Raw genomic sequence first — 14,272 nt, forward strand, 5'->3', positions numbered from 1 at the left:
ATGGAAGTATCAAAACTAACGACAAGAGACCAACATTTGGCAAAGGTTCAGTTGTACCGATGGTATCAATTGTATGAACGCCCCATGAATGACCAGCGTATTAACAACCAACTAGAAATGTTGGACGAAAACATTACTATGATCAATGCCTCAGAAGAATTTAAAGGGACCAAAGACTATCCTAAAAGACTTAAGGTGTATGACGGCTGGCAAAATGCCCACCATATTAAATCTATCGAGGTTTCACTATTGGAAGACAATTCTATCGGGTTGGAAGCCGATTTGCACTACCAAAACATCAAGCCCAATGGAGAAAAGCAAAGTTATGCCCTGCATTACAATGATATTAGGTTAGAAAAATTTGTTGGCGACCTACCCAAATTCACACGAGTGGAAATCGTACCCGTAGGGCCTACCGATGAAGATTTTGAAGATGCCTACCCTACGAACCGAACCAAGTCACTCATGCATTTTTGGTTGGCCCACATGGAAAGCCTAGACGGAAATGTAAGTCCTTTTAAAGAATTGTTAGTGGACAATTTCAAGCTTCACTTTTCAACCAACAACGCGCCCATTGTCAATATAGACGATCTTGAAAAGTGGTTGAACGGAACCCCTAAACAATTAAAGGAAAGCAGTCACTTCCCCGAAAATTTTTCCGTGAAGGTAATTTCTGAAAAAGAATACGAAGTCGATGTAGATTTTGTTTGGGAAGGCCTAACGAAAGAAAACCAAAAACTTACTGCTACCACCACACACCATTGGGTCGTACAAGATAATCCCAATGACAGGTTTGCAAAAATAAAAGAGGCGAACATAACCCAAAAAGTACCTCTTGCGCCATTAAAATAAAACTCTAATTCAATATATAAGAACAACTATTATGAAAAGTACTATTGTAAAATTTACGGCCAAACCGGAATATAGGGAAGCGTTTTCCACTACCTTAAAAGAAGTACAGGCCGCCACGAGAAAAGAAGCGGGCAACAAAGAAATCAGCGTGTTTGTTTCTAAAGCAGATGCCAATGTATTCTTTGTTTATGAACGTTGGGCCAATAAAGCGGCCATTACCTCCCACGATAATGAGCCGCACACAAAAAAGCTAATGCAAGTGGGGCAAACCGCCTTAAAGTCTGCTCCGGATTTTTATTTTTTAGGAGATACACCCCCCCTACCCGACCATTCTAAATCGGCTAACCCAGAAGATGAAGTCTTTGTCATTTTCTTCATTTTTAAATTGAAAACGGAATTTAGGCCCGCACTTCTAAAACAGTTTGAAGACCATATTACCCACACTCGAAAAGAGGAAGCAGGAAACATCATTTTTGATTTATATACAGTAGATGATCAGGAAGATACTTTAGCCGTTTATGAGCATTGGAGAAAAGAATCTGATGTTTGGGACATTCACTTTAATCAACCTTATGCAGTAAAAACAGGCAAACTAATGGAAGAAGCTGTCATTGGTGATTTAAAGCAGTATATGAATTTCGTCACGGAAATCTAAACGAAACGTCAGGTTCAACTAAAAACCACTATCATGAAAACAGCAATAACATTACTTTCCTTGGCAATTTTAGCAAGCTGCGGAAATCAGGACAAAAAAGAAGCAGGTTCAACTACAGAAACGCAAAATCACGAACATCCGCATCCACACAATGTAGATGAAAACGGATTAGCACCCCATACCGAAAATACCATTCATCAATACGCACCCACCGTTGCCTTATTGAACAGTATCTACGAAGGCGACATTACTCCTCGACAAATGGTACAACAAGGCAATATTGGTATTGGCACCGTAAACCATTTGGCCGGTGAACTGGTCGCCGTAGACGGAGTGGTATACACCATTGATGCCGAAGGCGGAATTAAAGAGGCTCCAGAAGATTTAGAGTCGCCTAATATGACGATGATAAATTTTCAACCAAAGAAAACGGTGACTATAGAAAACATTACCTCTTACGAAGATTTAAGTAAAGAACTCCAAAAATATGCAACTTCAATAAATAGCTTTTATGCCTACCGGATTAAAGGGGAGTTTGGCTATTTAAAAATGGCATCGGCACATAAGGTAGAAAATGAAGATGTTTCTCTATTTGATTATTTAGATACAAGAGTAATGTATACTAGAGAAAATATTAAAGGAACTTTAGTAGGCTTATTTACGCCAGATTATATTGGAAACGTAGTGATACCGGGAATGCACTTTCACTTTTTGTCTGAAGACATAACACTAGGAGGGCATTTAGAAGATATCAAGTTTGATAAACTTCAAGTAGAAATTCAAGAAATAAACCAAGTCAATTTGCAGCTTCCTCAAACCGAAAAATTCAGAAACAAAACGTTGAAGCAAGGTGCCTCACCAAAAGCAACCGCAAAGCAAAACGGTAAATAAGAAGATTATGAAAAAGTACATCATTTTGGTTTTAGCATTGTCTTTCTCTTTTGCAAGTAATGCGCAAAACACTAAAGAAGACAATTATAAAAGAGGCGTAAAAATTGTTAACGAGGTTAATGGCGAAGGAGCTTCAAAAGGATTAGAAGCAGCTTTTAAAAGTGTCTCTCCAGATATGGCAGATTATATTATTGGCTATGGTTTTGGAGAAATTTATAACAGAAAAGGCATAGATTTTAAAACCAAAGAATTATTAATAATAGCTAGTCTTACTACACAAGCAAATGCAAAGTCGCAGTTAAAATCACATATAAAGGCTGCCTTAAATTTAGGTGTTACGCCAAATGAGATTTCAGAAACTATGATTTTATTGAGCTTGTATACAGGCTTTCCAGCTGCAAATAATGGCATTTTTGCGTTAAAGGAAGTTTTAGAAGAAACAAGGTCTACGGCATCTAATCCTATAAATACAACACAACAATTAGTTAAAAACTGGGAATTAGATGGTTTTTCTATGCCTGAGTCTATTGTGGCATCACCAACAGAGAATTGGTTATATGTTTCTAACGTAAATCATAATAACAAAGGGTATATAAGTAAAATTTCAAAGGATGGAAAAGTTGATAATTATAAATGGGTAACTGGTTTAAATTCGCCAGCAGGTTTAGCATTTTATCAAGACAAATTATACGTTGGCGATGGTAAGGAGCTTCATATTATCAATGTTAAAAATGGAAAAGTCGTAAATAGCATTACTTCTCCAGATGTTGTGTCACTAAATGATGTCGTGGTTTCTAAAAACGGACAGGTTTTTATCTCTGATATAGCAAGTGGTAAAATTTTCACATTAGTAAATAACAAATTAGAGGTTTGGTTTCAAACATCTGAAATTAAGCATCCAAACGGGTTATTTATACAAGATAATCAGTTAGTTATTGCCGATTATGGAGCAGAATTAAGTCAGACAATTACTGCAAGTAATTTCGGGAGTATGTATTCGGTAAATATTACCAATAAGTCTTACCAAATAATTACAAGCGCGTATAAACTAGGTGGTTTAGATGGTGTTACTTCTGTTAATAACGGGTATTTGGTAAGCAGCAATACTACTGGCGAGCTGTTTTTTATTAATTCAAATGAAAAAAAGCTCATTGGAAACTTCCCTAAAGGTTTAGCAGACATTAGCATACTGGACAATTTACTTTACACACCTTTAATTTTCAGTAACAAGATACAAGTCTATAATTTATCTACCGATTCTAATATTAGTTTAGAAAATTGGAAACGAATAAACACAAAAGAAGAATATTTAAAGTTGGCTGCCAATAATTTTTATGGAGACAAAGACGGGCAATCTGTTGCTACTCACGACGGTCAAATATTTGGAGTTTTTGGAGGTAAAGTTTTGACAGGTACTTGGGATTGGAAAAATAATTTCTTCACCAGAACTAGCAAAATCGGAGATATTGATTTAGGGTATGATGAACTTGTAATTGAAGTTACAAATACCAAAATGCGCTTAACACTTAAGCAAGGCAAGGGAATGACCGTTGTCTACAATAAAAAATAATTTAAAAAATAGACACACTATGAAAGCAATAATATTAGAAAAAGCAGGAGGACCAGAAAACCTTCATTTAGCAGAAGTAGCAAAACCAAGCATAAAAGATAACGAAGTATTGGTAGCGGTAAAGGCTATTTCATTAAACCCGGCAGATGTAAAACCAAAGTATCAAGATAAGATGCTGAATATGATGTACGGTGAAAAACGACCTGTTATTTTAGGCTGGGACATAGCAGGAACAGTTACTGAAGTTGGTACTGATGTTACCAATTTTAAAATAGGCGACAAGGTTTTTGGTATGGTGAATTTTCCTGGTGTAGGTAACGCTTACGCGGAATTTGTTGCTGCGCCAGAAGCACATTTAGCTACAATGCCAGACAACGTCTCTTTTGAAGAGGCTGCAGCTACAACCTTAGCTGCTTTAACTGCATTACAAATCTTAGAAGAAAGGATTAATAAAGGTGATAAAGTACTAATACAAGCAGGTTCTGGTGGTGTTGGTCATTTTGCTATCCAAATTGCAAAAGCAATGGGAGCTTTTGTGAATACTACTGCCTCGGCAAAAAACAGTGCATTTGTTAAGTCTATTGGAGCAGATAACGCAATAGATTATCATACTGAAAAGTTTGAAGAAATTTTATCTGATATCGACTTTGTGTTAGATACGCAAGGGGGTAAAGTATTAGAAAATTCCGTAAAAGTCTTGAAAACTGGCGGTACAGCTTATACAACGTTAGGTATGGACATAGATGATGTAAAAGCATCAGCCAAAAAGGAGAACAAAACCGTTTCAGACATTTTAGTACACTCTAGTGCTGAAGATATGAACACCTTAAAAGGAATGCTAGAAAACGGTAGCATTAAACCAAACATATACAAAACGTTTGCTTTTGAAGATATGGCTGCTGCCCATACTGAAGTTGAAAAAGGAAGAACAGTGGGTAAAGTAATCGTGACACTTTAGTATTAACTATTAAAACACAATGAAAATGAAAACACAAGATAAATTACCGAATTATACGAGGAAAATTTTTGTTGGTGGCGAATGGAAAGATGGAAAAGGACCAGCAATCAAAGATATTAACCCTTGGAACCAAGAGGAGTTATTCTCTTTAAATGGAGCTACCACAGATGATGTAAACGAAGCTTTTGAACAAGCAGCAGTTGCGCAGAAAAAATGGGCAGCAGTACTACCTCCTGAAAAGAGTAGAATGATGCTTAAACTTGCCGAAGTGGTAAGAAACCGAAAGAAAGAATTTGCAGAATGGGCAAGAAAAGAAGTAGGAGCAACCTTGGCAAAAGGGTTGTTCGAGGCAGAATTGGTGGCCAGTGTTTTCGAAAGTAGCGTCCATTTGCCACTACAGGTAGAAGGTAAAATTTTACCTCGGGACATTGACGGAAAAGAATCATTGGCCGTGAGAAAACCGTTGGGTGTCATCGGTTTAATCTCTCCTTGGAATTTCCCCGGACAATTGACGGCACGCACCTTGGGCCCTGCTTTGGCAGTAGGTAATGCCGTTGTCTTGAAACCTTCGTCGAATTCGATCGTCACCGGTGGATTGATTTTTGCATCCTTTCTTGAGGAGGCAGGATTCCCCAAAGGGTTGTTGAGTGTTTTGCCCGGTGGGGGCGGCTCCATAGGAACGGCTATTACCAAGCATCCCATTTCCAAACTGATTTCCTTTACCGGCTCGACGCCGGTAGGTCGCCAGGTCGGTCAAAATGCCCTGAGCGCCGACCTCATCAAAAACATCGAATTGGAATTGGGAGGCAATAGTCCCTTCGTTGTCCTTGAGGATGCCGATATTGACCAAGCGGTAGAGGCCGCGGCTTGGGGAAAGTTCATGAACCAAGGTCAGATCTGTATGGCCATCAACAGGATTATCGTAGAGGATAAGGTCTATGATGAATTCACCGAAAAATTTATCGCCAAGGTAAAAACCCTCAAAAGATTGGATATGAACGATCCCGACACCTTTATCGGACCGATCATTGACCAGGCCCAGTTCGATACCGTAAAGAACCTAATCGACGAGGCCAAGGCCCAAGGCTACAAAATGGCCTTGGGCGGGGAGTCGGAAGGCTTGCATATGCCCCCGCATATCTTTGTGGATGTAGATGAAAACTGTCCCTTGTTCAAGCATGAAATTTTTGGCCCCGCAGTTTCCATTGCCCGTGCTAAGGATATGGATGACGCTTTACGATTGGCAAATGCTACAGATTATGGACTGTCTAGTTCAGTGTTTACCAAAGACGAAGCCAAAGGCATGCAATTTGCCCAAGGTATCGAAGCTGGAATGACACATATTAACGACCAACCTGTCAACGACAGTGCCTATGCACCCTTTGGAGGCGTTAAAAATTCCGGTTTAGGTAGGTTTAACGGACAATGGGGCATCAAGTCATTTACCGTTGCCCATTGGATCAGCATTCAAAAAGAACCGAGAAAGTATCCGTTTAGGGCAGCGGATTTTCAATAATGACCGTCCCTATATATCACATTCCCGTATGTCTGGGCAGGTATTCCCTCCTACCTTGGCATACGGTTTTTTTGGCTATCTTGTAAATCACATCCCTTCCCTACGGAAGAAAGATGAAAAAAGAAATGCTAACCCACCCGAAAAACAGAATTCAGTTTTGGTTTTTCACTAAGGGAAAATTGTTTTTACATGGATAACCTTATTACCTTTTCCATTACCGTGTTCACCGGCTTTTTTGCCATAATGAACCCGCTGTCGAACATACCCGTCTTTCTATCCTTGGCAGGTGGGGCCGATAGAACCACCCAACGGAACATCAGTAAAAAAGCGACACTTACGGCCTTTGTCATTGTTACGCTCTTCCTCGTTCTCGGGAAATTCATTTTCCTGCTTTTCGGTATTACCATACCTGCTTTTAAGATTACAGGGGGCATTTTGATCTTCGTAGTAGGTTTTGATATGCTCCAGTCTAAAAAATCGAACGTAAAGCACTTAAAGGAAACCCATATCGATGAAGACATTGCCATATCGCCCCTGGCCATTCCAATTTTGGCGGGACCGGGAACCATTGTAACGGGGATGAACTTTGTTTCTAACGCCGGATACCTTAAGATCGGGATGGTCATAATGATTTTCGGCCTCTTGTGCTGGATGACCTATATCTCGTTTATGCTAAGTGAACTCTTCATCAAAAAAATCGGTCATAACGTAATATCGGTAATCGGGAAAATCATGGGATTGATTATCGCCATCATAGGAACCGACATGATCATACAGGGGATCAAAATATCCTTCACCCTATCTAATTAACCCAAGCCCAGTAAAAATTTAGATATATGAATATCAAGGAAAACAAGAAAAATGCCATTGCCTTTTACCGAATGGCCTACGAAGGCAACCCCAAGGCGGCCATCGAAAAGTATTGTGGTGGGACCTATATTCAACACAACCCCCATGTGGCCAATGGCCCGAAAGGCTTTGTCGATTATTTTGAAAGAATGCAAAGGGAATACCCCGAAAAGTCCATTAAATTCGTGCGGGCCGTTGCCGAGGGCGATTTAGTAGCCCTGCACACGCACCAAATCTGGCCGGATAACGACCAATATATCACCATGGATTTTTTCCGCTTTGACACTAAGGGGAAAATCTGCGAACACTGGGATTCCATTCAACAAATCCCAAAAACATCGGCAAACCCAAATACCATGTATTGATCGCCCCTTCTATATTTTAAGATCACTTTAAGAAAAACGACGATGTTCGCATCCAATATATGCTTAGTTTTATCATCTTTAAAGTTGACAAATCACTCGCTATGACTATTGAACTTCTACACAAATACGATCTCAACGACGCCATTCAGTTACAGATAAAAAATCTATATAAACAACTGAACGACAAGAACGAACAGCGACCTTTGCATCAAATACTTCAAGATGACAACCAAGTTATCTTTGTGGTTTGCAAAGAAGAAGGGCAAATCGTCGGTATGGCCTTATTGGCCACCTATAAAGTGATTTCAGGTTATCGGGGACTGGTGGAAGATGTCGTCGTCGATGCCGACTATCGAGGTAAGGGAATCGGTAGAAAACTAATGGAGAAACTCTTGCAAGAGGCCCAACACAAGAACATAGATGATATCCTTTTATTTTCGGGCCACCATAGAACCAAGGCGATTGCCCTGTACAAAAGCCTAGGGTTTACCCTGCGTGAAAGCGGGGTCTACAATCTGAAAGTACCGAGGCCATAAAGCGGACCTAGACCTTCTTTACATGGCGTAACTGACTTTTGAGTTCGTCCATAGACTCTTTCAGTTGTTTTAAAAGCCCTTTCTCCGTAGTGGCGTCTTCCCCAAAGGTGATCCTGCTACTTACCTGCCAAATTTCCTGTATTTGATACGGTTTGATTTCATAGGGCGGATAGGTCTCGTTCAATGAAACCAAGGTAATGTTGTTCGAATTCGGGCGCTTTTCCACTTTTTTGACCAATACCGCATCTTCTAGAACCACCACGTACATTTTGTTGGGACTCACATCGTCGATATGCTCTACGGCCCTGGCCAAGACCCATTCGCCCGGTTTTAGGTTTGGGAGCATACTATCCCCTTCTACTTGAAACCCGCGATAGGTAGCATTCCTGAATTCCGGTATGGGAAGGTCGAAGGCCGGCAACTGTTCGTACCAGCTTGTATCCTGAATGTTTTGCGGATAGCCCGCCGCTGCCTTGGCATTCACCAAGACCATATTTTCGTTTCCGGAGTTATCGACCGTTACGACTTTTGGAATAACGCTGGTCTTCGAAGTCTCCAAGTACTGATTGTCGCTACTTCCAAAAAGCCACAAGGGATTGATCTTAAACTGCTTCAGCAGCTCCATTACCACTTTTCCCGAAAGTTTGGTCCTCCCCCTTTCAATATCGGCCGTAGTACTCGACAGGCCTAATAATTTTGCAAATTCGGCTTGGGTATAGCCTAAGTCTCGGCGTACCTCGATAAATCGTTTTAATGTGATTTCATTTTCCATAGAACTCTTGCATTGGGTCTCTTGTTCAAAACTGTCGAGGGCTTGAAGTTTCCACTACCCTTTCATTTTCAAATATACACATTTTGGAATATATCCAAAATAATATTTGGATTATATCCATAATATGGATTTTTTCCATAATTTTGGAATAAATACAAAATACGCCTATGTCCTTGTCATTTGATAGAATAAAGGAAAAACTGAACATCTTGGCAGACGCCGCCAAGTACGACGTTTCGTGCTCAAGCAGTGGAAGTGTTCGCAAGAACGATACCAATGGCCTGGGCGACAGTAGCGGTATGGGCATCTGCCATAGCTATACCGAAGACGGCAGGTGCGTCTCCTTGCTCAAGATCCTCTTGACCAACCACTGCATCTTTGACTGTGCCTATTGTGTAACCCGCAAGAGTAACGACGTGCAACGGGCGGCATTCAAGATCCAAGAGGTAGTAGACCTGACCATCAATTTTTATCGTCGCAACTATATCGAAGGCCTATTTCTCAGCTCGGGTATTTTCAAAAGTCCCGATTACACCATGGAGCGCCTAGTGGCCGTTGCCAAAAAGCTCCGATTGGAAGAGAATTTCAACGGCTACATCCACCTAAAGTCCATTCCCGGGGCAAGTGACGAGCTGATGCGCGAAGCGGGACTCTACGCCGACCGATTGTCGGTCAACATCGAGGTACCCACAATTTCAGGGCTCAAACTTTTGGCCCCCGATAAAAAACACGAAGATTTTACCAAGCCTATGCTAAAGGTGAAAAACGAAATCATTCAATATAAATCGGAGAAAAAAATCATCAAAAGCACCCCCAAATATGCCCCTGCCGGGCAAAGCACCCAAATGATCGTAGGCGCAACCGGGGAATCGGACAAAGATATTATGTACTCGGCCACACACTATTATAAAACCTACCACATGAAGCGGGTCTATTATTCGGGCTATGTACCGGTAGCAGACGATAGCCGATTACCTGCCATTGGAACCCAAGTACCCATGCTCAGGGAAAATAGACTCTACCAGACCGATTGGCTCTTGCGCTTCTACGGCTTTGGGGTTCAAGAACTTTTGAACAATGACCACCCCAACTTGGATATGGACGTAGACCCTAAATTAGGCTGGGCCCTTCGGAACATGCAATACTTCCCCGTTGACATCAACAAAGCCGATAAAAGCGTATTGGCGCGTATACCGGGCCTCGGTATGAAAAGCGTTCATAAAATCATTAGCGCCCGGCGCTTTAGAAAACTCAACTGGGAGCACCTTAAAAAAATCGGCGTGGCCTTGAACCGGGCCAAGTATTTCATTGTCTGTGATTCCAGCAAATGGGAACATAGGGATATGGAAGGCCCCAAGATAAAGGGATTGATCCTTCAAAATTCGACAGGAAAGTTTAGAAAGGAATACAGTAACCAATTGCAATTGTTTTAATGGAATGCACATAGCCTAAAGTAGTAACCGAAAAAACATGTATTATGAATTCGACTAAGACCCTTATTTACGACGGTAGTTTCAACGGATTTCTTACGGCCATTTTTGTGGCCTTTGAAGAAAAGGCAGTGGTGTCCGACATTCAGAAACACTCGGTCTGCCAAAACGGACTATTCTCGGAAACGGAAACCATTCTTACCCAAATGGACAAGGCCAAAAGGGTCTGGAACGGAATTCACAAGAAGAGCCACAGCGCCATAAAGGATATCTACTTTGCATTTTTGAGCGAGCACAAAGGCATTGAGATGTTGCTCTACCGCTTTATTCGGAAAATGTTCGCCTCCAATACTTCCATTGCCTCCGATTACTCGGACGGCCTAGTACTAAAAATCAGTCAACTCGCTCGCTCCGTGGGTCGTGAAAAGCATCGTATGGAAGCCTTTGTAAGATTTCAATTGACCAAGGACGAAATCTATTTCGCCAACATAGAGCCCGATTTCAATGTGCTTCCCCTCATTTCGAAACACTTTCGCTCAAGATATGCCGACCAGCAATGGCTGATTTACGATGTCAAACGAAAATACGGAATTTTTTACGATCTGAACCAAGTAGAAATCGTATCCCTAGACCTTGAAGACATCCATACCAACAGCATAAATAAAAGGGCCCATTTCACCGATGGGGAATACAACTATCAAGACCTTTGGAACAATTACTTTAAAAGCACCAATATAAAATCGCGCATCAATTTAAAGCTTCACAAACAACATGTACCCAAGCGGTATTGGAAATATTTAAGCGAAAAAAAGGCGGTATAGGCCCATTGCTTAGCAGACGCTTCGGGAATACCTCGCCAAGAGAGGGCTTTTATCGCATTAAATGTGCGCCCATATCGTTCGAAACACCTTTTATTTAGGGTGTTGGCCCTAATTACCTTAACATAGATATAAGTAAAGGTCGCTTCTTTCTTAAGGGTCAAAAACGTACCTTTGCCACTTTGCTATAGAAAATGATAAATTACGAAGAAAATATCGAGGTTCAGGGCGCCCGTGTCCATAACCTTAAAAATATAGATGTTACCATACCCCGGGAAAAGCTGGTGGTTATAACCGGACTTTCAGGAAGTGGAAAATCTTCCCTTGCCTTCGACACGATCTATGCCGAAGGCCAACGTCGTTACATCGAAACCTTCTCGGCCTATGCCCGTCAGTTTTTAGGGGGATTGGAGCGACCCGATGTAGACAAGATCGATGGGCTATCACCCGTAATCGCCATAGAACAGAAGACCACTTCCAAATCACCGCGTTCGACCGTGGGCACCATTACGGAAATATACGATTTTCTCCGCTTGCTTTTTGCCCGTGCCGGCGATGCCTATAGTTACAATACGGGCGAAAAAATGGTAAGTTATAGTGATGACCAGATCAAGGAACTTATCAAGAAAGACTATAACGGAAAAAAGATAAACGTACTCGCCCCGGTCATCAAATCAAGAAAAGGACATTATCGCGAGCTTTTTGAGCAAATTGCCAAACAAGGCTTCGTAAAAGTTCGGATCGATGGCGAAGTGAAGGATATCGTCAAGGGCATGAAAGTAGACCGCTACAAGACCCACGACATTGAAATCGTTATCGACCGCCTTAAGGTTTCCGATACGGAAGACATGGACAAACGTCTTTCCGAAACCATAAATACCGCCATGTACAGTGGAGAAAACGTACTTATGGTCTTGGAGGAAGGGCAGACCGTGGCGCGGTATTTTAGCCGAGACCTGATGTGTCCCACTACGGGCATCTCCTACCCTGTACCCGAACCCAATACCTTTTCCTTTAATTCGCCCAAGGGCATGTGCCCCAATTGTAACGGGTTGGGCCATGTGTACGAAGTAAACGAAAAGAAGATATTTCCCAATAAAAAATTATCCGTAAAATCCGGGGGAATCGCTCCCTTAGGTGAGTATAAAAAATCGTGGGCGTTCAAACAGATAGAGACCATTGGCCAACGCTACAACTTTGAGCTCACCGATCCTATCTCCAGCATTTCGGAAGAAGCCATCGATGTATTGCTCAATGGCGGACACGAAACCTTTGAGGTAGATTCTAAGACCCTAGGCGTAAAGCGCAGCTATAAAATCGATTACGAAGGTATTGCCAACTTTATCAAAAGCCAATACGAGGAAGCCGGAACAACGGCATTAAAGCGCTGGGCCAAGGAATATATGGACAAGATCACTTGTCCCGAATGCGAAGGTGCCCGCCTACGAAAAGAGTCCCTCTACTTCAAAATAGACGAAAAGAACATTGCCGAATTGGCCCATTTGGATATTGCCGAATTGGCCGAATTCTTCAAGGGTCTTGAGAAAAAACTGGAAGGCAACCAGCTCAAGATTGCCGAAGAGATCATTAAAGAGATCAAGACCCGTATTCAATTTCTCTTGGATGTTGGCCTTGATTACCTCTCCTTGAACCGAAGCTCTAAATCCCTCTCGGGCGGGGAAGCCCAGCGTATTCGCCTGGCCACCCAGATCGGCTCTCAATTGGTCGGGGTACTGTACATTCTCGATGAGCCGAGCATTGGCCTTCACCAAAGGGACAACACCCGCTTGATCAAATCTTTGGAAGCCCTGCGCGACATCGGGAACTCCGTTATCGTAGTGGAACACGACCGCGATATGATCGAATGCGCCGACCATGTGATCGATATCGGCCCAAGGGCCGGTAAACACGGCGGTGAAATTATTTCCCAAGGACATCCCGATGAGCTAAAGAACGAAAATACCCTTACCGCCGATTACATTACCGGCAAAAGGGAAATTGCAGTCCCCAAAAAACGACGAAAGGGGAACGGCAAGAAAATAACGCTTTCCGGCTCTACCGGAAACAACTTGAAAAACGTTACGGTCTCTTTTCCCTTAGGACAGATGATCGGTGTTACGGGAGTTTCAGGCAGTGGGAAATCCACTTTGATCAACGAGACCCTCTACCCTATCATGAACGCCCATTATTTCAATGGCGTAAAAAAACCTATGCCCTATAAGAAAATTACGGGCTTGGAGCATATTGACAAGGTAATAGACATCAACCAGTCGCCTATTGGAAGGACCCCGCGTTCCAACCCGGCCACCTATACCGGTGTTTTTGGTGAGATCCGTTCGCTTTTCGCCAAAACCCCGGAAGCCGCCATTAGGGGATACAAACCCGGCCGTTTCAGCTTCAACGTCAAAGGCGGTCGATGTGAAACTTGTCAAGGTGGGGGACTCCGGGTCATAGAAATGAATTTTTTACCCGATGTATACGTAGAATGCGAAACTTGTAATGGCAAGCGTTTTAACCGTGAAACCCTTGAAATACGGTACAAAGGTAAATCTATTGCCGACGTTTTGGAGATGACGATCAACGAAGCAGTTGATTTTTTTGAGCTTATCCCCAAAATTTATCGTAAGTTAAAGACCATACAAGATGTCGGATTGGGATATATTTCCCTAGGACAGCAGTCCACTACCCTTTCCGGAGGTGAAGCCCAGCGCATTAAGCTGGCCACGGAACTTTCTAAACGGGACACGGGCAATACTTTTTACATCTTGGACGAACCCACAACGGGACTCCACTTTGAAGATATTCGGGTTTTAATGGAAGTTTTGACCCGATTGGTAGACAAAGGAAACACCATATTGGTCATCGAGCACAATATGGATGTTATTAAAATGGTCGATTATATTATCGATATCGGCTATGAGGGTGGCCGTGGCGGCGGAAAGGTCGTTGCCCAAGGAACACCCGAAGAAGTGGCCCAAGACAAAAAAAGTTATACGGCCAAATATTTGAGACCGGAGCTGAACATACCGGACTGAAAAGAAAGAAATATTATATGTATTT

The 14,272-nt window shown here is 42.1% G+C and carries 13 protein-coding genes; 12 read left to right on the plus strand and 1 reads right to left on the minus strand.

Annotated elements, in window-relative coordinates:
- The 9 genes from ZOBGAL_RS21070 (at position 1) to ZOBGAL_RS21110 (ending at position 8,192) form a co-directional block, all read left to right on the plus strand.
- Entirely contained in the window at positions 1-852 is an 852-nt protein-coding gene (locus ZOBGAL_RS21070; RefSeq protein ID WP_013995798.1) for a hypothetical protein, read from the plus strand.
- A gap of 31 nt (positions 853-883) precedes the next feature.
- On the plus strand, positions 884-1,507 hold the full coding sequence (locus tag ZOBGAL_RS21075; protein ID WP_013995799.1) for a putative quinol monooxygenase: 624 nt from the start codon (positions 884-886) through the stop codon (positions 1,505-1,507).
- 33 nt (positions 1,508-1,540) lie between these two features.
- Positions 1,541-2,398: an acetolactate decarboxylase gene (budA, locus tag ZOBGAL_RS21080; protein WP_013995800.1), complete on the plus strand. Its 858-nt coding sequence runs from the start codon at positions 1,541-1,543 to the stop codon at positions 2,396-2,398.
- Positions 2,399-2,405: 7 nt separating this feature from the next.
- Positions 2,406-3,968: a carboxymuconolactone decarboxylase family protein gene (locus tag ZOBGAL_RS22970; protein WP_013995801.1), complete on the plus strand. Its 1,563-nt coding sequence runs from the start codon at positions 2,406-2,408 to the stop codon at positions 3,966-3,968.
- A gap of 19 nt (positions 3,969-3,987) precedes the next feature.
- Entirely contained in the window at positions 3,988-4,926 is a 939-nt protein-coding gene (locus tag ZOBGAL_RS21090) for an NADP-dependent oxidoreductase (protein ID WP_013995802.1), read from the plus strand.
- Positions 4,927-4,951: 25 nt separating this feature from the next.
- Positions 4,952-6,442 (plus strand): aldehyde dehydrogenase family protein, encoded by a 1,491-nt coding sequence (locus ZOBGAL_RS21095; protein WP_197541280.1) that lies wholly within the window; start codon positions 4,952-4,954, stop codon positions 6,440-6,442.
- Between the two features lie 189 nt (positions 6,443-6,631).
- Positions 6,632-7,252 carry a MarC family protein gene (locus ZOBGAL_RS21100; RefSeq protein ID WP_013995805.1) on the plus strand — a complete coding sequence of 207 codons (621 nt, stop codon included), beginning with the start codon at positions 6,632-6,634 and terminating at the stop codon, positions 7,250-7,252.
- 26 nt (positions 7,253-7,278) lie between these two features.
- Positions 7,279-7,656: a nuclear transport factor 2 family protein gene (locus tag ZOBGAL_RS21105; protein ID WP_013995806.1), complete on the plus strand. Its 378-nt coding sequence runs from the start codon at positions 7,279-7,281 to the stop codon at positions 7,654-7,656.
- Between the two features lie 101 nt (positions 7,657-7,757).
- Entirely contained in the window at positions 7,758-8,192 is a 435-nt protein-coding gene (locus ZOBGAL_RS21110; protein ID WP_046288130.1) for a GNAT family N-acetyltransferase, read from the plus strand.
- A 7-nt stretch (positions 8,193-8,199) separates the two neighbouring features.
- Here the strand turns inward: ZOBGAL_RS21110 and ZOBGAL_RS21115 are convergent, their stop codons facing one another.
- On the minus strand, positions 8,200-8,964 hold the full coding sequence (locus tag ZOBGAL_RS21115) for an XRE family transcriptional regulator (protein WP_013995808.1): 765 nt from the start codon (positions 8,962-8,964) through the stop codon (positions 8,200-8,202).
- Between the two features lie 173 nt (positions 8,965-9,137).
- Here ZOBGAL_RS21115 and ZOBGAL_RS21120 point away from each other — a divergent pair, with 173 nt between their 5' ends.
- From ZOBGAL_RS21120 to uvrA, 3 genes are all read left to right on the plus strand, one after another.
- Positions 9,138-10,397: a putative DNA modification/repair radical SAM protein gene (locus ZOBGAL_RS21120; protein WP_046288131.1), complete on the plus strand. Its 1,260-nt coding sequence runs from the start codon at positions 9,138-9,140 to the stop codon at positions 10,395-10,397.
- A gap of 44 nt (positions 10,398-10,441) precedes the next feature.
- On the plus strand, positions 10,442-11,215 hold the full coding sequence (locus tag ZOBGAL_RS21125; protein ID WP_013995810.1) for a TIGR03915 family putative DNA repair protein: 774 nt from the start codon (positions 10,442-10,444) through the stop codon (positions 11,213-11,215).
- Between the two features lie 191 nt (positions 11,216-11,406).
- Positions 11,407-14,247, plus strand: a complete 2,841-nt coding sequence (gene uvrA, locus ZOBGAL_RS21130; protein WP_013995811.1) for an excinuclease ABC subunit UvrA — start codon at positions 11,407-11,409, stop codon at positions 14,245-14,247.
- Positions 14,248-14,272 lie beyond the last annotated feature (25 nt).

Source organism: Zobellia galactanivorans, assembly GCF_000973105.1.
Lineage (GTDB): Bacteria > Bacteroidota > Bacteroidia > Flavobacteriales > Flavobacteriaceae > Zobellia > Zobellia galactanivorans.

Coding starts and splice junctions, on each gene's coding strand:
- ZOBGAL_RS21100 (WP_013995805.1), top strand. CDS start 6,632: ATGGATAACCTTATTACCTTTTCCATTACCGTGTTCACCGGCTTTTTT.
- ZOBGAL_RS22970 (WP_013995801.1), top strand. CDS start 2,406: ATGAAAAAGTACATCATTTTGGTTTTAGCATTGTCTTTCTCTTTTGCA.
- ZOBGAL_RS21110 (WP_046288130.1), top strand. CDS start 7,758: ATGACTATTGAACTTCTACACAAATACGATCTCAACGACGCCATTCAG.
- ZOBGAL_RS21115 (WP_013995808.1), bottom strand. CDS start 8,964: ATGGAAAATGAAATCACATTAAAACGATTTATCGAGGTACGCCGAGAC.
- ZOBGAL_RS21125 (WP_013995810.1), top strand. CDS start 10,442: ATGAATTCGACTAAGACCCTTATTTACGACGGTAGTTTCAACGGATTT.
- ZOBGAL_RS21090 (WP_013995802.1), top strand. CDS start 3,988: ATGAAAGCAATAATATTAGAAAAAGCAGGAGGACCAGAAAACCTTCAT.
- ZOBGAL_RS21075 (WP_013995799.1), top strand. CDS start 884: ATGAAAAGTACTATTGTAAAATTTACGGCCAAACCGGAATATAGGGAA.
- ZOBGAL_RS21105 (WP_013995806.1), top strand. CDS start 7,279: ATGAATATCAAGGAAAACAAGAAAAATGCCATTGCCTTTTACCGAATG.
- budA (WP_013995800.1), top strand. CDS start 1,541: ATGAAAACAGCAATAACATTACTTTCCTTGGCAATTTTAGCAAGCTGC.
- uvrA (WP_013995811.1), top strand. CDS start 11,407: ATGATAAATTACGAAGAAAATATCGAGGTTCAGGGCGCCCGTGTCCAT.
- ZOBGAL_RS21095 (WP_197541280.1), top strand. CDS start 4,952: ATGAAAACACAAGATAAATTACCGAATTATACGAGGAAAATTTTTGTT.
- ZOBGAL_RS21070 (WP_013995798.1), top strand. CDS start 1: ATGGAAGTATCAAAACTAACGACAAGAGACCAACATTTGGCAAAGGTT.